The sequence below is a fragment of the Pontibacillus sp. HN14 genome, assembly GCF_021129245.1.
Taxonomy (GTDB): Bacteria; Bacillota; Bacilli; order Bacillales; family BH030062; genus Pontibacillus.
The window spans coordinates 1,316,141-1,339,611 of the sequence record NZ_JAJOLR010000001.1; the positions used below are offsets into that span (position 1 = coordinate 1,316,141).

Annotated in this window: 25 protein-coding genes; 4 read left to right on the plus strand and 21 right to left on the minus strand. The window is 41.7% G+C overall.

The window, feature by feature from the left end:
• Positions 1–61: 61 nt before the first annotated feature.
• Together pflB and pflA are read left to right on the plus strand one after the other, a co-directional pair.
• On the plus strand, positions 62–2,317 hold the full coding sequence (gene pflB, locus LQ226_RS06830) for a formate C-acetyltransferase (RefSeq protein ID WP_231417099.1): 2,256 nt from the start codon (positions 62–64) through the stop codon (positions 2,315–2,317).
• 115 nt (positions 2,318–2,432) lie between these two features.
• Entirely contained in the window at positions 2,433–3,176 is a 744-nt protein-coding gene (pflA, locus tag LQ226_RS06835) for a pyruvate formate-lyase-activating protein (protein WP_231417100.1), read from the plus strand.
• Between the two features lie 21 nt (positions 3,177–3,197).
• Here the strand turns inward: pflA and LQ226_RS06840 are convergent, their stop codons facing one another.
• The 8 genes from LQ226_RS06840 to LQ226_RS06875 form a co-directional block, all read right to left on the minus strand.
• Entirely contained in the window at positions 3,198–3,743 is a 546-nt protein-coding gene (locus LQ226_RS06840) for a GNAT family N-acetyltransferase (RefSeq protein ID WP_255687712.1), read from the minus strand.
• A gap of 51 nt (positions 3,744–3,794) precedes the next feature.
• A complete protein-coding gene (locus tag LQ226_RS06845; RefSeq protein WP_231417101.1) occupies positions 3,795–3,932 on the minus strand; it encodes a hypothetical protein in 138 nt (45 codons plus the stop codon).
• A gap of 16 nt (positions 3,933–3,948) precedes the next feature.
• Complete coding sequence (locus LQ226_RS06850) at positions 3,949–5,028, minus strand: ABC transporter permease (protein WP_231417102.1); 1,080 nt, start codon at positions 5,026–5,028, stop codon at positions 3,949–3,951.
• Complete coding sequence (locus tag LQ226_RS06855; protein ID WP_231417103.1) at positions 5,021–5,842, minus strand: ABC transporter permease subunit; 822 nt, start codon at positions 5,840–5,842, stop codon at positions 5,021–5,023. Before LQ226_RS06855 ends, LQ226_RS06850 begins: the two co-directional genes overlap by 8 nt.
• 98 nt (positions 5,843–5,940) lie before the next feature.
• A complete protein-coding gene (locus LQ226_RS06860) occupies positions 5,941–6,357 on the minus strand; it encodes a GNAT family N-acetyltransferase (RefSeq protein ID WP_231417104.1) in 417 nt (138 codons plus the stop codon).
• A gap of 184 nt (positions 6,358–6,541) precedes the next feature.
• Positions 6,542–8,335, minus strand: coding sequence for a sulfatase family protein (locus LQ226_RS06865; protein ID WP_231417105.1), 1,794 nt, complete (start codon positions 8,333–8,335; stop codon positions 6,542–6,544).
• Between the two features lie 206 nt (positions 8,336–8,541).
• Positions 8,542–9,585 (minus strand): zinc-binding dehydrogenase, encoded by a 1,044-nt coding sequence (locus LQ226_RS06870; protein ID WP_231417106.1) that lies wholly within the window; start codon positions 9,583–9,585, stop codon positions 8,542–8,544.
• Between the two features lie 114 nt (positions 9,586–9,699).
• Positions 9,700–9,897, minus strand: coding sequence for a cold-shock protein (locus LQ226_RS06875; protein WP_036781972.1), 198 nt, complete (start codon positions 9,895–9,897; stop codon positions 9,700–9,702).
• 405 nt (positions 9,898–10,302) lie between these two features.
• Between LQ226_RS06875 and LQ226_RS06880 the strand changes: the two genes are divergently transcribed.
• The gene (locus tag LQ226_RS06880) at positions 10,303–11,427 is read left to right on the plus strand and encodes a hypothetical protein (protein ID WP_231417107.1); all 1,125 of its coding nucleotides are present in this window, start codon (positions 10,303–10,305) and stop codon (positions 11,425–11,427) included.
• A gap of 108 nt (positions 11,428–11,535) precedes the next feature.
• On the opposite strand, the gene LQ226_RS06885 is transcribed toward LQ226_RS06880, so the two are convergent.
• Complete coding sequence (locus LQ226_RS06885) at positions 11,536–12,450, minus strand: phosphatidate cytidylyltransferase (RefSeq protein WP_231417108.1); 915 nt, start codon at positions 12,448–12,450, stop codon at positions 11,536–11,538.
• Between the two features lie 95 nt (positions 12,451–12,545).
• Between LQ226_RS06885 and LQ226_RS06890 the strand changes: the two genes are divergently transcribed.
• The gene (locus LQ226_RS06890) at positions 12,546–13,082 is read left to right on the plus strand and encodes a C40 family peptidase (protein WP_231417109.1); all 537 of its coding nucleotides are present in this window, start codon (positions 12,546–12,548) and stop codon (positions 13,080–13,082) included.
• A gap of 64 nt (positions 13,083–13,146) precedes the next feature.
• Here the strand turns inward: LQ226_RS06890 and paaX are convergent, their stop codons facing one another.
• From paaX to paaA, 12 genes are all read right to left on the minus strand, one after another.
• Positions 13,147–14,028, minus strand: coding sequence for a phenylacetic acid degradation operon negative regulatory protein PaaX (gene paaX, locus LQ226_RS06895; protein ID WP_231417110.1), 882 nt, complete (start codon positions 14,026–14,028; stop codon positions 13,147–13,149).
• 120 nt (positions 14,029–14,148) lie between these two features.
• A complete protein-coding gene (locus tag LQ226_RS06900; protein ID WP_231417111.1) occupies positions 14,149–14,925 on the minus strand; it encodes an enoyl-CoA hydratase-related protein in 777 nt (258 codons plus the stop codon).
• 12 nt (positions 14,926–14,937) lie between these two features.
• A complete protein-coding gene (locus LQ226_RS06905) occupies positions 14,938–16,137 on the minus strand; it encodes a thiolase family protein (protein WP_231417112.1) in 1,200 nt (399 codons plus the stop codon).
• Positions 16,134–17,000, minus strand: coding sequence for a 3-hydroxyacyl-CoA dehydrogenase (locus LQ226_RS06910; protein ID WP_231417113.1), 867 nt, complete (start codon positions 16,998–17,000; stop codon positions 16,134–16,136). Before LQ226_RS06910 ends, LQ226_RS06905 begins: the two co-directional genes overlap by 4 nt.
• An 88-nt stretch (positions 17,001–17,088) precedes the next feature.
• The gene (locus LQ226_RS06915) at positions 17,089–18,609 is read right to left on the minus strand and encodes an aldehyde dehydrogenase family protein (protein WP_231417114.1); all 1,521 of its coding nucleotides are present in this window, start codon (positions 18,607–18,609) and stop codon (positions 17,089–17,091) included.
• Between the two features lie 19 nt (positions 18,610–18,628).
• Positions 18,629–19,402: an enoyl-CoA hydratase-related protein gene (locus LQ226_RS06920; protein ID WP_231417115.1), complete on the minus strand. Its 774-nt coding sequence runs from the start codon at positions 19,400–19,402 to the stop codon at positions 18,629–18,631.
• Positions 19,403–19,410: 8 nt separating this feature from the next.
• Positions 19,411–20,187 (minus strand): enoyl-CoA hydratase/isomerase family protein, encoded by a 777-nt coding sequence (locus LQ226_RS06925; RefSeq protein WP_231417116.1) that lies wholly within the window; start codon positions 20,185–20,187, stop codon positions 19,411–19,413.
• Positions 20,180–20,488: an EthD family reductase gene (locus tag LQ226_RS06930; protein WP_207527652.1), complete on the minus strand. Its 309-nt coding sequence runs from the start codon at positions 20,486–20,488 to the stop codon at positions 20,180–20,182. Before LQ226_RS06930 ends, LQ226_RS06925 begins: the two co-directional genes overlap by 8 nt.
• 26 nt (positions 20,489–20,514) lie before the next feature.
• Positions 20,515–21,000 (minus strand): 1,2-phenylacetyl-CoA epoxidase subunit PaaD, encoded by a 486-nt coding sequence (gene paaD, locus LQ226_RS06935; RefSeq protein WP_231417117.1) that lies wholly within the window; start codon positions 20,998–21,000, stop codon positions 20,515–20,517.
• Positions 21,001–21,027: 27 nt separating this feature from the next.
• The gene (gene paaC / locus LQ226_RS06940) at positions 21,028–21,840 is read right to left on the minus strand and encodes a 1,2-phenylacetyl-CoA epoxidase subunit PaaC (protein WP_231417593.1); all 813 of its coding nucleotides are present in this window, start codon (positions 21,838–21,840) and stop codon (positions 21,028–21,030) included.
• Complete coding sequence (paaB, locus tag LQ226_RS06945) at positions 21,840–22,190, minus strand: 1,2-phenylacetyl-CoA epoxidase subunit PaaB (RefSeq protein WP_231417118.1); 351 nt, start codon at positions 22,188–22,190, stop codon at positions 21,840–21,842. The genes paaC and paaB overlap by 1 nt, the downstream gene beginning before the upstream one ends.
• A 15-nt stretch (positions 22,191–22,205) precedes the next feature.
• Positions 22,206–23,174, minus strand: coding sequence for a 1,2-phenylacetyl-CoA epoxidase subunit PaaA (gene paaA, locus LQ226_RS06950; protein WP_231417119.1), 969 nt, complete (start codon positions 23,172–23,174; stop codon positions 22,206–22,208).
• Between the last annotated feature and the right edge of the window lie 297 nt (positions 23,175–23,471).

Consider the following 23,471-nt stretch of genomic DNA (forward strand, 5'->3'; position numbering starts at 1 on the left):
TGAAACACTGAGCATAAAGTAACGAAAATCCTATCACTTAACCGGCGAGGAGGCGTTAGAGATGAACACATCTGTCATCACGCAAAGCAGTCCACCATGGAACGGTTTTAAAGAAGGAAAATGGCAAGATTCCATTGATGTTAGAGATTTTATTTTGCAGAACTACACGCTTTATGAAGGGGATGAAACATTCCTGAAAGGTCCTACATCAAGCTCTGAAATCTTATGGAAGAAGGTCCTGCATTTAACAAATGAGGAACGGAATAAGGGCGGTGTCCTTAATTTAGATACACGAACCGTCTCGACTATTACCTCACATGGCCCGGGCTATTTGGATCAGAGTCTTGAAAAAATTGTGGGGTTTCAAACTGATGAACCTTTCAAGCGGTCCCTCCAACCATTTGGGGGAATCCGAATGGCGGCTGCATCTCTTGAAGCCTATGGATATAAACTTGATGAAGAGGTCGAGAAGATCTTCACCGAATTTCGAAAAACCCATAACCAGGGTGTCTTTGACGCCTATACACCTGAGATGAAATTAGCACGTAAGGCTGGTATTATTACCGGACTCCCTGATGCTTATGGGCGAGGTCGGATTATAGGAGATTATCGACGTATCGCTCTCTACGGTGTGGACCGCTTAATTGAAGAGAAAAAGAAAGATCAAGATAAACTCAGTCAACTAGCTATGACAGAAGAAATTATTCGGGAACGAGAAGAAGTATCTGAACAGCTAAGAGCACTCGATGAACTAAAAGAACTAGGAACGATTTATGGTTATGATATCTCTACACCGGCTCGTACAGCCCAGGAAGCTTTCCAGTGGCTTTACTTAGGCTACCTGGCTGCGATTAAAGAACAAAACGGAGCTGCCATGAGTCTTGGGCGCGTCTCTACCTTTTTTGATATCTATATAGAGCGCGATTTGATGGAAGGCAGACTGACAGAAGAGGCCGCTCAAGAACTTGTTGATCATTTCGTTATGAAACTGCGGCTGGTTAAATTTGCCCGAACACCTGAGTATAACCAACTCTTCAGCGGAGACCCGACCTGGGTTACAGAGTCCATTGCAGGCATGACAGAGGACGGTCGCCCACTAGTGACGAAGAGTTCATACCGATTCTTGCACACGTTAGATAATCTTGGCCCTGCTCCAGAACCAAATTTAACGATCCTGTGGTCAGTGAATCTCCCCCCTGCCTTTAAGAAATATTGTGCAAAGATGTCTATTAAAACAAGTTCCATTCAATACGAGAATGACGACTTAATGAGAGAATACTACGGGGATGACTATGGCATTGCTTGTTGTGTATCGGCTATGGCCATCGGAAAACAAATGCAGTTCTTCGGAGCTCGTGCTAACCTTGCCAAAGCTTTGCTCTATACCATTAACGGGGGAATAGATGAGGTCCTGAAAGTTCAGGTAGCTCCTCAATATCCAGCCATAACATCAGAGTATCTAGACTACGATGAGGTCATGGATAAATATGACAACATGCTAGATTGGTTGGCTGAACTTTACGTTAACACGCTCAACATTATCCATTACATGCACGATAAATATAGCTATGAACGAATTGAAATGGCTCTTCACGACCGGGAGATTCTACGCACGATGGCATGTGGCATTGCAGGGTTATCAGTTGTGGCAGATTCCCTGAGCGCCATCCGTTACGCTAACGTAAAAACGATTAGAGATCAGAATGGCTTAGTCATGGATTACGAAATTGAAGGAGATTATCCGAAATACGGAAACAACGATCATCGGGCAGATGACATTGCAGTCGATCTTGTGAAGCGTTTCATGAATAAAATTAAAAAACATGAAACCTATCGCTCCTCCACACCGACTCAATCGATCTTAACGATTACATCCAATGTTGTCTACGGCAAGCTAACCGGGAATACACCAGACGGACGAAGAGCCGGAGAACCTTTTGCACCAGGGGCTAACCCTCTTCATGGAAGAGACACGAAAGGATCGCTCGCTTCTTTAAGTTCCGTAGCGAAGCTTCCTTATGAAGATGCGTTAGATGGTATATCGAATACCTTCTCCATTGTTCCACGGGCACTTGGTAAAGAAGAAGAAACACGTATTGCGAACTTGGTTGGGCTACTTGATGGGTATATGATCAAGAAAGGACATCACCTTAACGTTAATGTTTTTAACCGAGAAACATTACTGGATGCAATGAATCACCCAGAACAATATCCTCAACTAACTGTACGGGTGTCCGGCTACGCTGTTAACTTTATTAAGCTCACTCGTGAACAACAGATGGATATTTTAAATCGTACCTTCCATGAAAGTCTTTAAATGAGATTATTCTCACCACAAACCATCGTGTTATAAGTATTTGGAGATATAGAAATTGGGAGAATACGAGAAGAACCGTATTCGTAAACTAAAAATTGATCAGGAGGTGACCTTCATGAAAGGACGTATTCACTCTATAGAAACGTGCGGTGCAGTTGATGGTCCAGGGCTTCGATATGTTCTCTTCATGCAAGGTTGCCTACTTCGATGCCAATTCTGCCATAATGCGGATACGTGGACGTTAAATGGAGGAATTGAAAAGTCTGTAGAAGAAATTGTAGAAGAAGTGAAAGACTTTCTCCCCTTTTTCCAAGCTTCTAACGGAGGAGTGACGGTAAGCGGCGGGGAGCCGCTCCTCCAGATTGATTTTTTGATCGAACTCTTTAAAGCGTTAAAAACGATCGGTGTTCATACAGCCCTGGATACCTCTGGAGGATGCTTCCATAGCTCCCCGACCTTTTTAAAGAAGCTGGATGAGCTGCTTATAAACACCGACCTTGTTTTACTTGATTTAAAACAAATTCATTCTGATAAGCATAAAACGTTAACCGGCATGACAAATAAACACATATTGAAATTCGCCACTCTTCTATCTGATAAGAATGTTCCAGTGTGGATCAGGCATGTACTCGTTCCGACACTGAATGATAATCAAGAAGACTTGATTGCCTTGTCTCATTTTATCGGAACGCTTCAGAACGTCGAAAAAATTGAAGTCCTTCCCTACCATAAACTTGGAGTTTATAAATGGGAGAACTTAGGTATTCCTTATCCACTCGAAGGGATAGAATCACCATCAAACGAACAAGTATGGGAGGCCACTCAAATTCTTAAAAATCCATCACCTATTAGAAATTAACAAAGAACACCGAGAGATCCATTATTCGGTGTTCTTTCCTTTATTCATCGTGTAAATGAGGTGGTCTGTCCATTCCCCATCCTCGTATATAAATCTTTCCCTTATACATTCAAACTTCATACCCACTCGTTCTGCTAACCTTTTAGATGCGGGATTGTCAAGATTGATATGAGCTTCAATCCGGTGATAACCTAGCTGATTAAAGGCAAGGCTTAATGCCCCCTTTGTCGCTTCTGTTCCATACCCTTTTTGCCAAAACTGGTTATGAATGGTGTACCCGAGTCTTCCCCATTGAAATTCCCCGCGAATGATCGTAGATACATCAACCATGCCAATGTGTTTCTGACTTTCTTTATGAAAAACAGCGAAAATATAGGAAATGTCTGATAGCGCTAGTTCCTGATGAGTGGATACTAAGCCTTTAAACCATTCCCTGGTGCATTCTGACAGATCCAATTGCCCGTCATCATGTCTATTTGTAGAAGGAAAACGTGATTGAAATCCATGAAGCCACTCTTGATAATCGTTTTCCATTAAAGGACGAATGGTTAATCTTTGTGTTTCCAAAACGTTGTTGAATTTATCCAAACTCTTTCCTCCAATTATTATGCACTTCTGTTAATGATCTTGATCTTTGATTTCTTGTAGTAAATGAATAATCTTCTCATTTTGCTCAATCATCGTTTTATTTTGCTGTCGTAACTTTGTGAAATCAAATAAGTAGATTAATAATATGGCTAATACTAAAAAGCCCAATGTCTACCCCTCCCTTTTACACTACTTCTCCCATTACAAGTACAAGCCCTGCCGTGAATACGAACAGAAAGACAGCCATAATAATAAAGCCTGGTGTAACCGTTATCCGCTTCCCGATTTTCATCTTCACTTTAGGGAGTGGCTGATGAGAAGAACTACCTGTCGGGATCCATGGAGCTTTCTGACAGTCAGTTTGGAAATGATTTTGTAACCCTCTTGCTAATAACACAAACGAACTTGTAGCAAGAACAAGGGCTACCAAAGGCACCATCAATATGTATTGATTTCCAAAAATATGGCCTCGGGATTGCCCGATCAATCCTGCCCACTCATTCGTCATAGATAAATAGAGAGTAGGATTCGTTTGCTTAATGGTTCCTCCCATAAATAAGTGGAAAATCCCAAGCTGTCCCATTACCGTCATAACAAATACAATTTCCATCACGAACATGATGAGTAGCCCCTCTTTTAACTGAGGGAAGATATGCTTCCAGACCAATCTGTTGCGACGAGCCCCTAGCGTTCTTGCTACATCCACATATTCTTTCTTTACGATTTCCCTCGTTTGTTTCCGAACTGACGCTATTGTGCTGGGCAGACTCAAAATCGTCATTAATATGATAAAGATAAAAATCAGTTTCATAGACTCTAAATCTGGATTGATCGTTATCGGTTGAAGAACAAAATATAAAATTAAAAACGCGGGAATGTAACTGACTGAATTCTCAACCGCTTTCCACCAGGAGGATTCTGATTTGAGAGTGCCTGCATAAAGTCCAATTATACTCCCAGTCACCATCTTAAGAAGAGCCGTCACGACCGCGATCCCTATCGTATACTTCGCGCCATGCAAAAGCTTTGTTACTAAATCATATCCGAATTTATCTGTTCCTAATGGGTAAGCCGGAACCGTAAAAGGCTCCACCGGTGGTGCTACTACGATCCCTTTTCCATCGATTACTTGATACTCAACCTCTACTTTATGATCCAACGAATGAGGCGCGATCTTTGGACCGGCTATAGCTAAGAAAATAAACACTAACACAAGAAAAAAACCTACATACAGAGGTACATTCATTTGTCGAATTCTATTCATAGATTAAACCCTTTCTAAATAAGAATAGAACAAACTTCACCACTAAAAATACAAGCAGTGCGATGAGTAATAAAGCGCATAAGCCTAATAATGTTGCCGGAAAATCCTTCACTGCAAATATGTAATGTGTTAACCCGATTACATTGAGTAAATACTCCACAATAAACAAGTTGCCAATCGTAAGAGAGAGTCCTTTCGTCAGTTCAGCGTGGATAAACGGCTGCATATTTCTATATACATGTTGCAAATTAATAGTCGAAACATCTAGTCCCTTTGACACCGCTGTTCGGATATAATCCTCACCGCTAATTTGTAAAAAGCGTACGTGGATCAGTTTCAGAAAATAAAGAGCTGGCGCTATAGACAAGACAAGGACTGGGAACCAAAAGTGAGCCGTATTCTTATCTGGCATAAAGCTTATAATCCGAATTCCTGTCATTTGATAGACCTGTACTCCAACCACGACTGAAAAGATAATAATAATAAAGTCAGGAACAATTCCAATGATTTCAATGAGACCACGAAACAGTCGAAATACTTTGAAGCGTGCAACAAACAAACCTAGTACAAGCGCAAAAGTTAAGCCAAAAAGCATCGCCACTAACAAGAGGACAAAGGTTCTGGCCATCCGCTCAACAAAGGTAGCGTCTATTCGATCTAACCAGTCAATTGAAGGAATACTTTGTATCAATTCGAATATGCGCATCCATTCAACCTCTACTCCTCTGAATGATGATACAAACACAAAAGGTGCAGAAGAGACAAATAGCAGAATTACAATGAATACGACACCTTGAATCAAGGAGTTTTTCAATTATTTCACCTCCAATACATATATTGCCATAACAACCCCTTAATTGTAACAGTTTTCTGAAAAAATGTGACCAGCTCCCCTCCTTAACCATCTATAACTTAGCGAGAACAATAATAAATAAGCTCTGGGTCCCCTTCGTCCAGATTCTCAATGATTCCACTTCGTTTAAAACCATTTTTATAAAATACTTGTTGCATCTGTTCGTTTGATTGATTGGTTGAAGAAAAGATCTTTTCTGTAGGAGATAGGTGAACCATTTCTTTTAACAACATACTCGCGATTCTTTTTCTTCTTTCTTTTGGAGGTACCATAACTAATGAAATAAAAGCATGGTCAAAAAAAGTGGTATCAAATAATAAAAAACCTTTCACTTCTCCTTCTTCAATTGCAACTAAGCAGTTTCTTTTCTTAATAGATTCTTCAACAATTTCCTTTCGTCTGTCCGTGCCTACAACCCCTTCATCTATCTTAATTATTGCTGATAAGTGATCCTCCTTCGCAACTTCTACATGCATCTAACTTCCCCCTTTCAGGAATAACATCCTATTTTAAATGATGCTCCTCTACAGTTTACAGGATCTCATCGTCTTACACACAATTTTCTGAATCCCATATCTAAAAATACACCAATCACCCAGCAGCTAATAGCTCCCGGGTAATAGTATCGTTAGGTGAATGGCTAATAATTTATCAAGTCGGTTACGTATCGTTACAAGAAGGCATCCCAGGCACGGAACCACTCGAGGGGGATAAGCGCTTCTGTCGGCATTGCTCTTCAAGAGCTGAGATCAATAGATTCATGATGACTAGGGACTCTGGAGTCTGATAGGAGATGTTAGCTAAATTCTTCTCTTCAAGCGGGTCTTGAGATAGGTTATAAAGCTCATATTGGTCAGGTACAGGTTGATCTTTCGTTTCCGTTATACATAAGTCAACTTCTACATGGCAATCTGTGTAGCTATTCCGGTCTTGTCGAAGCGTTTGATCTTCCACGCCGGGATTACTCCAAAACTGAGGATTATCATAATACCTCGATAGCTTCCACACCTCTTCCGTCCTGTCTTTACCGGTTGAAAGTGTTGTAATAATAGATTCTATATGGTTAGGTTGGACCACTGATTCGTAAGGGTCACCTGCAGCACTCACTTGATTGAGCCCTCTCGTCACATCATCATCAGACATAAAATACACTGGTTCATTTGATCGGAAAAACTGGGTCTTCCCTTTTAACAAGGGTGACAAATCTCTTCCTACTAATGGGTGAACTTCTGTGTGGCTTTTCACTAATTCCCGCTGGATTCTTTCAGGATCCACTCCAGCAAGCCCCAATAGAGTAGGTAATACATCCACATGACTAGTAATCATGTCGGTTTGTTCACGATCTGAAAAAAGTTTAGGACTATGAATAATGAGCGGCACATGAATAGACTCCTCATACGTGTTGTACCATTTCTGATAAAGGCCCCCATGAGCTCCTAATAATTCTCCATGATCAGAGAGAAACAAGACGATCGTGTCTTCATAAAACGATGATTGCTGAAGAGCTTGAAATACTTTTAACATTTCGTTATCTGCTTTCTTCTGCAAAGAATAATAAAGTTGGCGATAAAACAAATCATCCCTGAGAGGCTGCAATGCTTTAGGATAGGTACGTTTATAGCTCTTTTGTGCGTCGGGTTTTGTATTAAGAGATTCATTACTCGTCGGCGCTTTAGGGATGTCGGGCAGTGTTGGGTCAATTTGAAAGTTAAACAGTGGACTGAGCTCTGTTAACTCTCCATAAACAGCGATATCATGCGGGTTCACAAAAGAACACATGACTAGCCAAGGACACTGATCTCGATCTTTATCAAGAGATTGAATGAGTTCCACTGCTTCATCTGCGTATATTTGATCTCTTCCCTCTACTCCAATCGCAGCCGAAGAACCCGTATTACGAGGTGAACTGCCATGAGGTTCTGGGCCTATCCACCCTGAGAATCCATACTGATTTAAACGATCACTAAGAAGATATCTTTTCACCTTTTCTGGTACAGGTACACCGGTTTGAGAATAGCTCGCGTATGCATTTTTGGTTCCTGGTATTAGAATATCTTCTTCAGAAGCGTGCCACTTGCCTTTCCAGTACGTCTTGTAACCCGCCGCTCTAAAGTAATGACCAAATGTCGGAACTGAGTTTGGATCAAGCCAAAACATATCTGGATCATAAGATGTTTTAGCTGCTCCGCTTGTTTGTGTTACACCATGTAACGAAGGATATTGACCTGTATACAATGTCGTTCGACTGGGTGAACAAGCTGTGCTCCCTGCGTAATGACGTTGAAATTCCATTCCATTTTCTTTAAGAAGCTCTTGCGCTACCAGCGATTCTTTACGCCACTTCTTCATTTCATCTGTCTCATATACAGATGGATAGCGCTCTTGGTCCACCATTAGAATAAGAAAATTTGGCTTTCTTACTTGTTTTTCCTTTCCCCTTTTGTCTTTACTCATCGACTCTTCCCCTTTCTGATAACCCAAACTTATCTAACTAATTATGTATACGTAAGTGTATACATAATCATTCGATAAGATCGGGAATAGACCTAACAAAAGGAATCATGATATGCGTAAAGTATATAAACCAAAAAATCCCCTCTATTCCAGAGGGGATTCTATTCACTAATAATGTTACATTTATCTAGGTTCTTTATGCCTTATTAAGAATGCTCAGGTAGTAGAACAATTTTTCCAACTTTACCCGATTGTTTAAAGTAGGTTTGAGCTTCTTTAGCTTCACTGAGTGGGAATGTCCGGTCAAGAACCGGTTGAACCTTCCCTTCAGAAATTGCTTGAAGCATACGCTTAAACTCTTCCCTTGTCCCTAATACAGAACCGTAAAACGTAAGGTGCTTTAAGTATAACGTTCTAAGATCAAGTTCAGTCTTTTGGCCACCTGCAGAACCTGACGTACAAAACTTTCCGCCTTTTTTTAATACGTGGAGAGAAGTGTTAAATAACGGATCCCCTACCACATCAAGAACAGAATCGATTGGGCCTCCATTTGCTTCAAGGATATCCTCGGCCAGGCTATCAGATTTATAAGATACAACATGAGTTGCCCCAAGTTCTTTCATTTTATCTTCAAGAGCTAAGTCACCCACAACCGCAATGACCTTCGCTCCAAACACACGGGATGCAATTTGTACATTTAATGAGCCAACGCCACCATTTGCACCTGTCACCATAATTGTCTCTGAATCGTTCGGTTGGATTTGCTCAACCATATGCCAAGCTGTCATTCCACTTACAGAAAATACAGCACTATCCACATAATCGGCTAGCGGCATGTCAAAACATAATTCAGCTGGCCATACCACATATTCAGCATAACCTCCATCATATTCGGAGCCAATGAAGGACATATCTTCAGAATAGTGTTCAGTCCCTTCCTCTCCACTAGACGTAAACGGGAAAAGAACAACGGATTTCCCTTTCATGGAAGGATTCACATCTCCCCCAACTTCTACAACCTCCCCGGTGATATCTGACCCCGGGGTTCTTGGGAATTGCACACCTTCTGGACGCCATCCTGACTTAGATCCAGTACCATAAGCCCCTTCTCTCATCCATATTTCTGTATTATTAATCCCACAGGCCATAACTTTCACAAGAACCTCATCAGCCTTCGGAGTTGGTCGTTCCACTTCCCTAACCTCTAATTGATCTACATCTCCATACCCAACTACTTGTACTGCTTTCATTATTAGTCGCCTCCTGGTAATCTTGTCTCTTTATATTGATGCTTTTTGCCACTACTCATTCATTATATAAAAAAAAAAGCCCTCCAGTTGGAGAGCTTCTTTAGGCAAGTTCAATTACTTTTGAACGTTTGCAGCTTGTGGGCCACGGTCGCCTTCAACAACTTCGAAAGAAACGGCTTGGCCTTCTTCTAAAGTTTTGAAACCTTCTTCTTGAATAGCAGAGAAGTGAACGAATACATCGTCTTGACCTTCTACTTCAATAAATCCGAAACCTTTTTCTGCGTTGAACCATTTTACTGTACCTTGTAACATGTTTGTTGCCTCCTGCGTGGATCTTGTCCACATTGTATTACTATTATTGCTCTCAAAAATTCATTCCAGACGAAAGTACTTGGTAGTAACTTTTTCTTTCATTATAAATCCGAACAAGAATAATTAACTACTACTATAGCATCGAAGTCCCTATTCGTCAACAGATCGCAAAAATAAATTTATGGGTTTGTTCATAAGAGCCGTGCCCCTTTCCGAATAAATGCCAAACTTCACTCCGGGTAAGAGCACTTATAAGCAGCACAAAAATTCTCATGTTTCTATAACGTATCATTGCATTTATTTTTCTAACATATTATTTCTATATAAAACCAGTTTTAAAAGAAAGTGTGAGTGGAAGATATATATTGTTAACTTTAATATAAACGAAAGGAGGAGAGTTTTGAAGTGAGTGACATTACAGTGGGTTTAGTGCCCGCCCCTGAGTTACCAGAGAAAATGGCCAAAAGTTTAGCGGAGATTCTCCCAGATCTATTAGTGGAACAAATTGATTCATCCTTAGAATGGGAAATTGACGTCATCATTGATCCATTAACAGGTGCAGCCGAAACCGCTAATGAAATTATTGAAGAAACGGAAATTCGGAAGAAAAAAAATGAATGGGATTATGCCATTTGCCTAACAGATTTGCCTATCTTTGAGGAAGGAAACATCGTCTTGGCAGATATCAACAAAAGTCGAGGCGTCTCTCAAATTTCTTTACCTGCTTTCGGTTCCGTTCCAATGAAAAGACGACTCCGTGAAGTCGTTCTTGAAACCATTAGTGAACTTCATTACTATCAATATAATACAAACAAAGAACACAGACGCAAGAAGAAACTTCCAAAGCTCTTCTCCCCCATTCGCAAAATAACTCCTGATGATGAGGATGATTCGCTTCGTTTCATTGTTATTCCTAAAATAAACGGACGGTTACGTGTATTAATGGGTATGGTTTATGCGAATCGCCCGTGGACCATTTTCCCTTCATTTAAAAGCGTGGTAGCGGTGGCTTTTGCTACGGGTACATACGGGTTAATCTTTCCGACTCTGTGGCAATTAAGTGCTGCCTTTCAGTCTGTCCGATTTATAGGACTTATGTTAACCGCTGTATCAAGTATGATTATTTGGATCATCCTTGCTCATAACTTATGGGAAAAGCCCTCTCAGAGGAGTAAGCACAATTTAAGAAGAGTCTATAATCTCGTTACGGTCATTACCTTAAGTATGGCTGTATTGCTTTACTATGCCATGTTGGGCATTCTATTCTTCTTAGCCGTCAGGGTTTTTGTTCCTGCCGAGTTATTTGCGGCTGAAGCTGGATTAAAAGACGAGGCAGGCATGATGGATTACGTTAAATTATCTTGGCTTGCCACTTCAGTAGCGACACTCGCAGGTGCTATTGGTGCCGGACTCGAGAACGATGAGCTCGTTCGAAATATCACTTATGGATACAGACAAAAGCGCAGATATAAAGAGATCCAAAACGATTCCACCGACAATCAAGATGCACGTGAAACACAAGATGCTTAAGGCAGAAGGTATACCTTCTGCCTTTTTCGATGTCTCAATTCATTTGAGAATGTTCTATTAACTTACAAACTCCTCCTCTCTTTTACATTCCTTTACTTCACTCGATCGCTACATAAATTCAAACAAATACCTCGTAACATGAAAGAATACGGGGGCTGTATAGGTTAAACTATCAATTCGACTCAAGTACTTTCCTTGAAGGGTCTCAAACTTCCCTTGATCTCCAATAAGTAAGTCCCGTTTTAAAACAGATACCGTCAAGCTTCCAAAGTACCCCGTTACACTAATTAATACTCCTGCTAAAATGCCATACGTCAAACCAAAAGGAGTAAAGTAAGGATAGAGCAGATAAGACGCCAATATGGTTATAAGGAATGCCCCAACAAATCCTTCCCAAGATATGTTAGGGTTTGCAGTTGGCACCACTTTATGCCGACCAAAGTACATGGAAACCATCGCGTGTATTACATCATTTATTTGAGTAAGCACGATCAGGTAAAGGACAAGATTTGGACCATACTCAGGAGAGGCCGACGAATAAAACGCCAAATGACTTAAACCAAAAACCATCAGCATCATGCCCCATTGTGTAAAACTAACAGAACGTAAGAATCCTAATGTTCCTTTCCCTATTATTCGGGGTACAGGTAAGAATAAGAATACATAAATAGGAATAAAAACGATAAACATTCCATACCACCCTATATAAATCCAAAGAAATTGAAGGGGGATCATTAGGTAAGACCATAAGAAAAGGCGACGATCTGATTTTCTTGTTTTCATCATGGAAAAATACTCTTTCAATGAGTAAAAGCAAAGAACCATGATGGAGAACAAGGACACAATAGGGGTAAACAACGTGGCGAAACAAAAAATAACAAACATTCCCCACCATGTTTTTACACGAAACCAAATTCCTGAGAAATCTTTATTTGGCTGTTTCTTCTTAAGTCCATATAGCACTATGGTAGCTGCACACAAACCAACAAATACAACCGAAAGCGTAATGATTGTTTCTAGCATAGAATCCTCCTATCTATACACACAAACTACATCTATTTTAAATAATTTCCTATATAATGAAAAGAAAGGAAATGTAAAGAAAGGGGAATCGTACAATGAGTCAAGCAAACTATGTTTATATTATGCTTTCAGATACAGGAACACTCTTTACTACCCTCATCAAAAAATACACCAGAGCCCCTTACAATCATGCCTCGCTTTCTTTTGACCCCCAATTAGAAGATATGTATAGTTTTGGTCGCAAGAACCCTAAAAACCCACTTCATGGCGGTTTCGTAAAAGAGGATATTGCGAGGGGGACTTTCAGTAAATATCAAAATACAATGTGCGTAATCTATCGATTGGAGGTTACGGACCGAGAGAAAGAAAAAATGAAACGAGTCCTCGAAGTCTTCCAACGAAATAACCATAAATTCTTGTATAACATTTTAGGTTTAATCGGCGTGTCTATGAAAGAACCTGTTGAATTTAGCAATTCCTATTTCTGCTCACAATTTGTTGCAGAAGTTCTCAATCGTTCAGGTATTAAACTATGGGATAAACTCCCTGCTCTTGTCACCCCGGATGACTTTCGGAATAGTGAAGAACTTGAACTCGTTTATGAGGGTCGGTTGATCGATTATGTAAGCTAAAATGGTAAAGTAGCCAATCATAAGCTAAAAGAAACACAGCTTTCTAGAGAAAGCTGTGTTTCTTTTACTCTTTATCAAGCATAAGCGGATGGGACAGAACGTCGTATTCTTTATCCTTTAACGTCATTTCATTCCCGTCAGCAAAGACTTGTTCGAAGAATCGATTCGCTGGTTCAGCTAGCTCCTTATAGTAATCACTGAAAAGCGATCCCGCATAACTTCCAAACCACTTCTGAGGTAAGAGTTCTTCTGGTAAACCAGGATCGATAAATAAAAACTTCCTATATTCGTGGACAAGCTTCGTTCGTTCCACAAAGCATTCAGCATCACTCATAGCCCCACTTTTAATTTTGTTCTTATCAATAATGAACTTCTGGCTGTAATGGGCAATAAACTCATTGTATTTCTCATTAATCTGTTGGATGTCCCAGCTATTCTCAACAAGACGCCAATTCTCATGAGGGCCATCGTAAGAAGCAACGAAAAAGTCGACATACTCTTCGATTTCATATTTCTTGATAAGAGCATACACCTTATCTTCTAACTGATTAGGCGAGATCCACAGGCTGTTGGTCATTGTGCCAAAACCACTCCACACGAGTTCTTTCCGTAGCTCGTCTCTTAAATTCCGTTTTTCTTCCGGAATGGTGTAGAAAAGCATCCTCCATTTGCCGTCCCAAGTTTCAGGATTTAATTTGAAGATACGATTTCCCGCTTCTTCCATTCGTTTTAAACCAATCTCTGTAAGGGAGTAATAACTTTTATTCCCTTGCTTTTCCCCCTCAAGCCATCCTTGTTTACTCATTCGAGAAATGGCCGCTCGAACCGCCTGCTCATTATGACCAAATTCTTTCAGCAAACGAATTAAGCTGCCAATCCAGATTTTATTCCCGTAGTGTCGTATATAATCCCCATATAAGGTAAAGATCATTGACCTAGTATTCATCCCCGTAACACCCTTTATCTCTCTTATTTCATTGAATTCAGAAAACTATCACGATTATATCATGAATATGGAAAAAGGCACATAAATTGAGGACAATTGACTCTTAAGATCTTTCACAGATTACTTACCTGTAAAGTGAGGAGCACGTTTGTCACGAAAAGCCTCTAAAGCTTCTAAGCGATCTGAAGTAGGAATGGTTATTTCATAGGCCTTCGACTCAATGGCGAGCCCAGTCCCAAGATCAACTTCTGCCCCTTTATTAATAGCATACTTCGCTTGTTGGACTGCTACTGGCCCATTAGAAAGGAGTAAAGAGGCTAAACGTTCACAACGACCGATTAAATGTTCCCGCTCTACAACCTCCATTAAAAGTCCATATTCATAGGCCTCTTGTGAGGTTAACTTTTTGGCCGTTAGGATTAACTCTTTTGCCTTCATATCTCCAATAAGGCGCGGAAGACGCTGCGTTCCTCCAGCTCCTGGAATGATGCCCCAACTTGTTTCTGTTAATCCCATTTTGGTATCTGCTACAGCATACCGGAAGTCACAGGCAAGCATAAGCTCAAATCCTCCACCGAATGCATATCCGTTAATCGCCGCAATGGTAGGCTGAGGAAGGTCAGCGATTGATTGAAAAACATCGCCAATCTTTTTCACATTTCGGCGTACTTCAGCTTCCGTGAGAGTCCTCCGCTCTTTTAAGTCCGCCCCTGCACTAAAGGCTTTCTCCCCTTCTCCTGTAAAGATGATTACCCGTGCTTTTGGATCTACATGTAAGGATTCTACCACTTCTCCAAGTTGGTGTAACATCGCAAAGTTAAAGCAATTTAGCGCATCCGGCCTCGCTAGTGTGACGTATGCGATATGGTCTTTGATCTCACATTTGATTCCGCTCATACCGATCCCTCCTTATACATTCTCTACAATCGTCGCAATTCCCTGGCCTACTCCTACACACATCGTGGCGAGACCGAGTTCTGCATTTGTCTTTTTCATTTCATGAATAAGTGTTGTTAGAATTCGTGCTCCGCTTGCCCCAAGAGGATGACCAAACGCGATGGCACCGCCATTTACATTGACTCGTTCAGGCAATAACTCCAGTTGCTTCATACACTCAAGTGACTGAGAGGCAAAGGCTTCATTTAATTCTACTAAACCAATATCAGAAGAAGTTAGGCCAGCCCGGCTCAATGCTTTTTTAGTTGCATAGATCGGCCCTAGGCCCATAATACGTGGCTCAAGACCTGCTGTGGCGGAGACCCTATATTTAACCAGAGGTTTAAGCCCAAGTTCTTTGGCTTTCTCAGCACTCATGAGCAGAAGAGCAGAAGCACCATCATTGATACCAGAGGCATTCCCTGCTGTAATCGTACCATTTGGAAAGAGCGGCTTAAGGGAGTTTAGTTTCTCCAGCGTAGTCGTCGGACGTGGGTGCTCATCTGTATCCACTACGATCTCGTTGCCTTTTCGATCATGATAAGCTACCGGTACGATTTCTTGCTGAAACCGCCCTGACTCCATAGCCTCTTTTGCCTTTTGCTGGCTCGAAAATGCGAACGCATCCTGCTCTTCTCGGGTAACGCCGAATTCTTTAGCGACGTTTTCAGCGGTTTCAGGCATACTATCTGTCCCATATTGCTCAGCAAGACGTGAGTTAACAAATCGCCAACCGATTGTGGTATCAAACATTTCACGATTGCCACGTGCGTATGAAGTTTCTGGTTTCCCCATTACATATGGGGCTCTGGTCATGCTTTCTGTTCCACCAGCAATGAAAATGTCACCCTCACCCGCCAAAATGGCACGTGCTGCATAGTTTACAGCATCGAGACCCGAACCACACAACCGGTTTAGCGTAGTCCCCCCTACCTCTACAGGAAGGCCAGCAAGTAAAGCCGACATGCGAGCTACATTCCGATTCTCTTCCCCTGCTCCATTTGCGTTTCCAAATACTACTTCTTCAATGCCTTTTGTATCTAACCTTTTGTTCCGTTCAAGAAGCGCCTTAATGACAATCGCACCAAGATCATCGGGACGTATGTCCTTCAATGCTCCTTTATATCTTCCTATCGGTGTCCGGACGGCATCTACTATGACCACCTCTGTCATACAAGCTCACCATCCTTTGAGTAATCATACACACCGCGTCCGGTTTTACGTCCCAGTCGTCCGGCGCTAACGTATTGCTCAAGAAGCGGAGCCGGACGATATTTCTCCCCTAACTTTTCGTGTAAATACTTCAAATTATTTAAACGGGCATCAAGGCCGACGAGATCTCCAAGTTCAAAAGGTCCCATCGGGTAATTTAAACCTAATTTAATGGCTTTATCGATTTCTTCAGGACTCCCTACCCCTTCTTGCAACATATAAAAGGCTTCATTTCCGACAAGGGCACTTATCCGACTTGTAACAAATCCGGGGAATTCATTCACGACTACTGTTTCTTTCCCCATCCGCTGAGCGACACCTTGAATGACTTCAGCTGTTTCATCTGAAGTTTCAAGTCCTCTTATAATTTCAACAAGGGGCATTTTGTGAACAGGGTTAAAGAAATGCATGGCGATTACTCTTGTTGGCCTATTTGTAAAAGAAGCGATTTCAGTTGGACTCATTGTGCTTGTATTCGTTGCAAAATAACAACTCTTTGTGGCATAGGCATCAGCTGTTTCGAAAACCTTTCGTTTAATCTCGGCCTTCTCAGGTACAGCCTCAATCAAAAGGTCCGCTCCAGAAGCCGCTTCTTCTAAAGAGGCAGAGAAATGAAGGTGGGCTCTTGCTTCATCACTCTCATCTTGACTTAATTTCCCACGCTTAACACCTTTTTGAAAGATCGTATCCAACTCACCTTTAGCAGCCTCTAGCTGTTCCTCTTGTATATCAACAAGTGTTGTCTGAAATCCTCCACACGCACTGACGTACGCAATGCCGCGCCCCATCACACCTGAACCTACAACAACTACTGATTTAACCATTATGTAGACCTCCTAGCATTTTTTATTGGTCATTGATAAAAGAAAAGAATGCGATACGCATTAATCTATGCGCTCGCATTCTTGAACCTTATTCTACACCGAGTGGATTTAACGGACGGTTGCCGTAGTAGGAAAGAATGCTCTTCGTTTCCGTATAAAGATCAAGTGTTTCGGTGCTCAACTCTCGGCCAAAGCCAGACTGCTTATACCCTCCAAATGGTGTTCCTGGAAAAGCAGAGAAAGGACAATTCACCATCACTATGCCGGCTTTAATGCCATTGGCAACACGTGTAGCTTTGCCATGGTCTTTCGTCCAAATCGCAGACCCAAGACCATATTCACTATCGTTTGCTAACTTCAGAACTTCTTTCTCGTCGCTAAATTTCATCGCGACCACGACCGGTCCGAAAATTTCTTCCTTTACTGCTTTCATATCATGCGTAACATCAGCGATAACAGTTGGTTCATACCAGTGACCATTTTCAAACCCTTCAACTTTTGCTTCTTGTCCACCAGCTAGAATGGTCGCTCCGTCTTCTTTCGCTGATTGAACATACCCATCAATACTTTCGACCTGGTCACGGCTAATAATAGAGCCAATGTGTGTTCCTTTGTCCATTGGGTTCCCTAAAGCAAGGCGCTTCGTTTTAGCTACGAATTTCTCCATGAACTCATCATAAATATCTTCGTGAATGTACATACGTGAACGAGCTTCACAAGATTGACCAGTATTATAGAAGATTCCAAATAACGAACCGTCAACGGCTGCATCTAGATCCGCATCATTAAACACGATATTAGGCGATTTCCCACCAAGTTCAAGCGTGACGCGCTTAAGAGTTTGAGAAGCTTTCCCCATAATGTCTTTCCCAATTGGAGTAGATCCGGTGAACGCAACTTTATCGATGCCTTTATGCTCAACAAGGAAGTTGCCAATTTCAGAACCAGATCCAGGAAGTACGTTTACTACCCCTTCAGGGACTCCAGCTTCCGTACAGATCTCAGCCATAACAAGTGCTGTTAATGGCGTTAAAGAAGCGGGTTTCACAATAACGCTACATCCAGCTGCAATCGCCGGAGCAATCTTCCAAGCAGCCATCATCATCGGATAGTTCCAAGGAATAATCTGAGCACACACACCTACTGGTTCTTTCTCGGTATAGTTGTGGAACTGACCCGGAACCGGATTTACTTCGCCTTTATGACCGACAATAGCACCAGCATAAAATTCAAAATCTTCGATTGCTTGCATAACCTGGCCCTGAGCAGCTGCAATGGTTTTTCCGCTATTTAACACTTCAAGTTCTACAAGTTCATTGAAACGTGAACGCATAATACCAGCAATTTTGTTAAGGGTTCTAGAACGTTTCCCAACAGGGAACTTCTTCCACTTCCCATAATCAAAAGCATTTCGAGCTGCCTCAACAGCACGTTCAGCATCTTCAGTCGTTGCTTTAGCCACAGTTGCTAACGGCTCGCCTGTAGCAGGGTTATATGTAGTAAAGGTTTCACCTGATGTTGAATCAACCCGTTCACCGTTAATAATCATTGAGTAGTGATCACGTTTCATTGCCATTTGTTCCATTTTAGTTTCTTGTGCAGTTGCCATTTGATCCACTCCTTTTATGTTATTGACCTTGGAATTCAGGTTTTCGTTTGTCTAGAAAGGCTTGAACACCTTCGTGATGATCTTTCGTCAGGCCTGCAATTCGCTGCCCGTATGCTTCTCTTTCAAGATAATCATGAAGCTCCATTTGCCAGCTTGCCTTTAAAGATCGTTTAATTAATCCGATTGCCTTCGTTGGCATAGACGCTAAACGCTCAGCAAATGAGGTTACGCTTATTTCCCATTCCTCTAGGGGTATAACTTTTGTAACTAGATGAAGCTCTTGCGCTTGTTGAGCAGAGATTTTCTCACCTAGAATCGCTAATTCTAATGCTTTGGCATGACCGACGATCTTTGGTAGGTTAAAAAGGTTCCCTGCATCTGGTATGAGTCCGACGTGTATAAATGCTTCTATGAAGCTTGCTTTTTCAGAAGCTAATCGAAAATCACACGCTAACGCAAGACTAAATCCCGCCCCAGCTGCTACCCCATTTACAGCGGCAATTATCGGCTTTTCACAACGATCAATTTCTTTCACCATCGGGCCATAACTATTTCGCAAGACCTCCCCGTGATCCATCGAGTCATCGACTCCACTTAAATCTTGACCCGAACAAAATGCACGACCGGCACCAGTGATGACAATCGTACGAACATCCTCATCTGACGAAGCTTGCTTAACCGCTTTTCTCACATCATGGTTTAATTCATGCGTAAAGGCATTTAGTTTATCAGGCCGATTGAGGGTAATCGTTGCAACGCCGTTTTGAACTTCATAAAGAATGGTATCGCCCATTCTTTCACCTACTTCCCTCTAAATTGAGGACTTCGTTTCTCCATGAACGCATTCATGCCCTCTTTTTGATCCTCAGATGAAAATAATAAATAAAAGTTTTTTCGTTCAAACTTCATCCCCTCATCAAGAGGATAATCTACCGCTTTATCGACTGCTTCTTTAATCAATCGAACAGCTATTGGAGGCTGCTTCGCTACGGTTTTAGCGAATTTCATTGTTTCTTCTAATAAAAGTTCTGGTGCAATTAAGCGATTCACAATTCCAAAGTGAAGGGCTTCCTGCGCCGACATTTTTTCCCCTGTGAGGAGCCACTCTAATGCTTTTCTTTTCCCCATAATTTTCGTTAATTGTTGCGTCCCACCTGCTCCTGGCATCACCCCAAGGTTCACCTCAGGGAATCCAAATTGAGCTGAATCTGTTGTAAACAAAAGATCACACGCTAGCGCTAGCTCAAATCCACCACCGAGGGCAAAGCCATTTACAGCACCAATAACAGGTTTCTTTAAAGCTAACAGCCGATCCCATTCTGAGAACTGATCTAACAGTTCTAAATCAATCGGGGAGTCCCCTGCCATTTCATTGATATCAGCGCCCGCCGCAAAGGCTCTTCCTTTCCCTGTTAAAACCATTGCACCAATTTCAGGATCCCGGTCATAAGAGGTCATGACTTCAACGAGTTCACTTACCATTGGGCGGTTAATCGCGTTTAACACCTCTGGCCGATTCAATTCAATAAGCGCTACGCCATCTATTACTGTAGCCTCAAGGAACTGAAGATTACGCATCGACTTCCTCACCTATCATCATGGTTACTAATTCTCCCGCAAAGCCCATTACGTCTTTTCCAGAGGCTTTCGCTTCATCCGTTTTCATAGCTTCCTTCAATGCTTCATGGCTGTCATAGTACATTTCACACATTAGATAGTATTTGCCTTCTCCACCCATCGGACTGCCAACGATCTTTGTTACTTTCATGTCACGCAGACCAGGGATTTTTGCTGTAATGGGACTGTGTGTATTCCAATAATGCTCATCAAATGCTTCCTTATCTTCCGGGTGTTTGTATAACGCGATCATCTTAACCATGTTTCCCACTCCTTTTACTTTTTTCCTTACATTGTTGAGACTGGCTTCATCGCTTCAAATGGGTTTTTGCAAGATTTGCAGTAAAGAATGCTTCTGCAAGCGGTTGGGCCGAAGATGTTGTCCATTGTCGTATACGTTGATCCGCAATAAGGACAATCCACGTGCCATTCACCTGTTGTTTCCACTTGAGTAGGTGGAGGTGCAATGCCGAACTCTTTTAGTCGTTCTCTGCCTTGTTCCGTAATCCGATCAGAAGTCCATGGCGGACTATAGATGAACTTCACTTGAACCGTTTGGATTCCTTCAACTTTTAAGAGCTCTTCTCTTACATTTTTCTCAATAATCTCAAGAGCTGGACACCCCATAAACGTTGGCAGTAAAGCAACATAAGCGTTATGATCAGCTACCTCCACGTGCTCCACCATACCTAAATCGATAATGCTTACAGAATCAATCTCAGGATCTTTCACGTTTTCTAACGACTTTTCCACTGATTGTAATACTAGTGTCATAGACTTCCCCCCTCTTGATGATATGGTTTACCAGATTGCTGCAGGGTCTTGTCGATAAACTGCGCTGAGCGTTTCAATTGCAGTGTTCAGATCTTCTGTATGAGTAAGAGCTCGCCCATCTCCTCGTTTCATTTGAGGTTCAAGATTCACTTGGATATTACACGAATCCATCATAGACTCAATCTCATTCATCCAGCGCTTTCTAAGTAGCGCCTCCCCTTCAATCAGCCCTGCTTGCGCCATTTGTTCAGCTTGTGGTCCAAGCGTTAAAACGCCGTCCATATCTTCAAGCACTTTTGACACCGCTTCAAGCATTCTTTCTTGCGCTTCACCTGGAATCGTAATAAGTTGCTTAAACCAAGTCTTCCAGTGCATAAGGTGGTAGTAAAGTTCTGTATTAACCTTAATCGCTACATGAGAAAGGGGCTCGTAAGACGATTGCTGCAAGGAATCTGTGCGAATCTTTTTAGCTTGTGTATAGAAGTAATGACGAACTACTGCGAATGCCCAGTCATAACGAGGCTCCTCTAAATAATGACCAGGTCCATTTACTTCTTCTAATAGAATCGCATTGCGTCTTTCTTCTGGCATTCTTCCATGGGCAAGGTCGTTGGCAATTCCTGCATCAAGGTCTTCAAGCAATTGATAATACATCGTCGCATGCCCCATCGTATCCTGACTGATGGATGAAAAGGCAACATCTTCTTCAATATGAGGGGCAAGTCCAAGCCATTCTGACCCTCTGTAAGCCACAATAAAATCATCATCGGCCAATTGGAACAGAAGTTCTCTTAGAGCTTCTTCATGCCCATTCGCTTTCACATCCTCCAATGTTTTCATCACTTGTCATCCCCTCCCCACGAAAGAATTTCCTTCTCATCTAACATGCCTTGCTCCTTATCTCGCCACTTTTTCTTTAAGTAGCCGTACCCCTTCGTATTGCGATATTCTTTGTTATCCAAACGTTGTAACGCCTCGCGCTCTTCCTGGTTAAACATCCGTATGTCTGAGCGCTTCACAACCCAAATATCAACTACTGGCTCACGACGCATAAAGTTTTCCTGCGCCATCACTACTGCCAGTTCATGATTTGGAGCCAGAAGACTAAACTGATGTTGAAATGGTGATTTAAATGTTCGTTTACTGAAGACTTCAAATTCTTGATAAAATTCTCTTCCTAGGTCCCCCACTTCATTTCCTCCTTCTTATATCGCTTCATTAGATGGGCTTAACGCCTCACGTACCCATGCATTGTTCTCATAAGAAAGTTGGCGTAAGCGAAGGCGTTCTTTCGACTTTGGTCCGTTATTTCGGACGATTTCTTTAAATTCATTCCAGTCGGGCTGCTTATAAATCCATAGTTCCTTCTCTTTATCGTAATGCATGGTCGGATCTGGTAACTCAAGACCGAGCGACAATACACGCGGAATATATTTCGTGAAAAAGTCTTGTCTTAACTGTTCGTTGGTTTTGGTTCGAATCTTGTATTTCATCGTTGTGTCTTGCTTTGATGATCCTGTCGTCTCAGCTGCAGCAGGTCCAAAGAACATAAGAAGGGAGTCCCACCAGCGATTTAAGGAATCTTGTATAAGCGCTTTTTGTTCTTCTGTCCCTTCAGCAAGCGCCATAATAATAGCTTCCCCGTGCTGCGCATGGAAGACTTCTTCTGCACAAATTCGTTGCAATGCTCGGGCATATGGTCCGTAGGATGCTTTCAACATATTGGTTTGAGTGATTATGGCGGCTCCATCTACTAGCCAACCAATCAGACCTGCATCCCCCCATGTAGGAGCTGGCATATGGAATACGTTATGGAATTTAAGACGACCTGAGAATAAGTCCTGCATAATGTCCTCACGGTTTTTCCCATACGGCTTCATTAGGTCTTCTGCTACTCGTAATAGGAGCTGCCCGTGTCCCATTTCATCTTGTACTTTCGCCATAATCCCAAGCTTTCTTCTTAGTGTCGGGGCCTTCGGTACCCATTCTTTCTCTGGTAGAGCCCCCATTATTTCACTAATACCGTGCATGGAAATTAATTTGATCAACGTCATTCTGTATTCTTCCGGCATCCAGTCTTCTGCTTCGATTTTCTCTCCCGCTTCAATTCTTTCCATGAAGTGAGCATGCTTTTCTTCATCGGACAATCGTTCAAAAGCTGTTATCGTTGTCATTTCAAATCCTCCTTTATCGTTACGTTTGCGTCACATAGGTGATGAAAAGAGCGCTTTATACCTTCTGAACCAATTACATTTAAAAGGCATTCTCACTTTATAAAAGCGCTTACAATAAACTTTTAAAAAAACATCAAATATGTCTATTTGATTATATGACGAAATTTTATCGATATCCAAAACTTCTGTAATACTATTTACAACAAACATACAGTTAAAATAGATAACTGTCAATATATTTATCAGAAAATTTTAAATATAATCAAATCCTCACACGTCTTATTCTGCTTTCCTCCA

Coding starts and splice junctions, on each gene's coding strand:
- LQ226_RS06925 (WP_231417116.1), bottom strand. CDS start 20,187: ATGCGTAATCTTCAGTTCCTTGAGGCTACAGTAATAGATGGCGTAGCG.
- pflB (WP_231417099.1), top strand. CDS start 62: ATGAACACATCTGTCATCACGCAAAGCAGTCCACCATGGAACGGTTTT.
- LQ226_RS06930 (WP_207527652.1), bottom strand. CDS start 20,488: ATGGTTAAGATGATCGCGTTATACAAACACCCGGAAGATAAGGAAGCA.
- LQ226_RS06875 (WP_036781972.1), bottom strand. CDS start 9,897: ATGTTACAAGGTACAGTAAAATGGTTCAACGCAGAAAAAGGTTTCGGA.
- LQ226_RS06870 (WP_231417106.1), bottom strand. CDS start 9,585: ATGAAAGCAGTACAAGTAGTTGGGTATGGAGATGTAGATCAATTAGAG.
- LQ226_RS06865 (WP_231417105.1), bottom strand. CDS start 8,335: ATGAGTAAAGACAAAAGGGGAAAGGAAAAACAAGTAAGAAAGCCAAAT.
- LQ226_RS06890 (WP_231417109.1), top strand. CDS start 12,546: ATGAGTCAAGCAAACTATGTTTATATTATGCTTTCAGATACAGGAACA.
- LQ226_RS06915 (WP_231417114.1), bottom strand. CDS start 18,609: ATGGCAACTGCACAAGAAACTAAAATGGAACAAATGGCAATGAAACGT.
- pflA (WP_231417100.1), top strand. CDS start 2,433: ATGAAAGGACGTATTCACTCTATAGAAACGTGCGGTGCAGTTGATGGT.
- paaD (WP_231417117.1), bottom strand. CDS start 21,000: ATGACACTAGTATTACAATCAGTGGAAAAGTCGTTAGAAAACGTGAAA.
- paaX (WP_231417110.1), bottom strand. CDS start 14,028: ATGAATACTAGGTCAATGATCTTTACCTTATATGGGGATTATATACGA.
- LQ226_RS06850 (WP_231417102.1), bottom strand. CDS start 5,028: ATGAATAGAATTCGACAAATGAATGTACCTCTGTATGTAGGTTTTTTT.
- LQ226_RS06905 (WP_231417112.1), bottom strand. CDS start 16,137: ATGACAGAGGTGGTCATAGTAGATGCCGTCCGGACACCGATAGGAAGA.
- LQ226_RS06860 (WP_231417104.1), bottom strand. CDS start 6,357: ATGCATGTAGAAGTTGCGAAGGAGGATCACTTATCAGCAATAATTAAG.
- paaA (WP_231417119.1), bottom strand. CDS start 23,174: ATGACAACGATAACAGCTTTTGAACGATTGTCCGATGAAGAAAAGCAT.
- LQ226_RS06920 (WP_231417115.1), bottom strand. CDS start 19,402: ATGGGCGATACCATTCTTTATGAAGTTCAAAACGGCGTTGCAACGATT.
- LQ226_RS06910 (WP_231417113.1), bottom strand. CDS start 17,000: ATGGTTAAATCAGTAGTTGTTGTAGGTTCAGGTGTGATGGGGCGCGGC.
- LQ226_RS06900 (WP_231417111.1), bottom strand. CDS start 14,925: ATGAGCGGAATCAAATGTGAGATCAAAGACCATATCGCATACGTCACA.
- LQ226_RS06885 (WP_231417108.1), bottom strand. CDS start 12,450: ATGCTAGAAACAATCATTACGCTTTCGGTTGTATTTGTTGGTTTGTGT.
- paaC (WP_231417593.1), bottom strand. CDS start 21,840: ATGAAAACATTGGAGGATGTGAAAGCGAATGGGCATGAAGAAGCTCTA.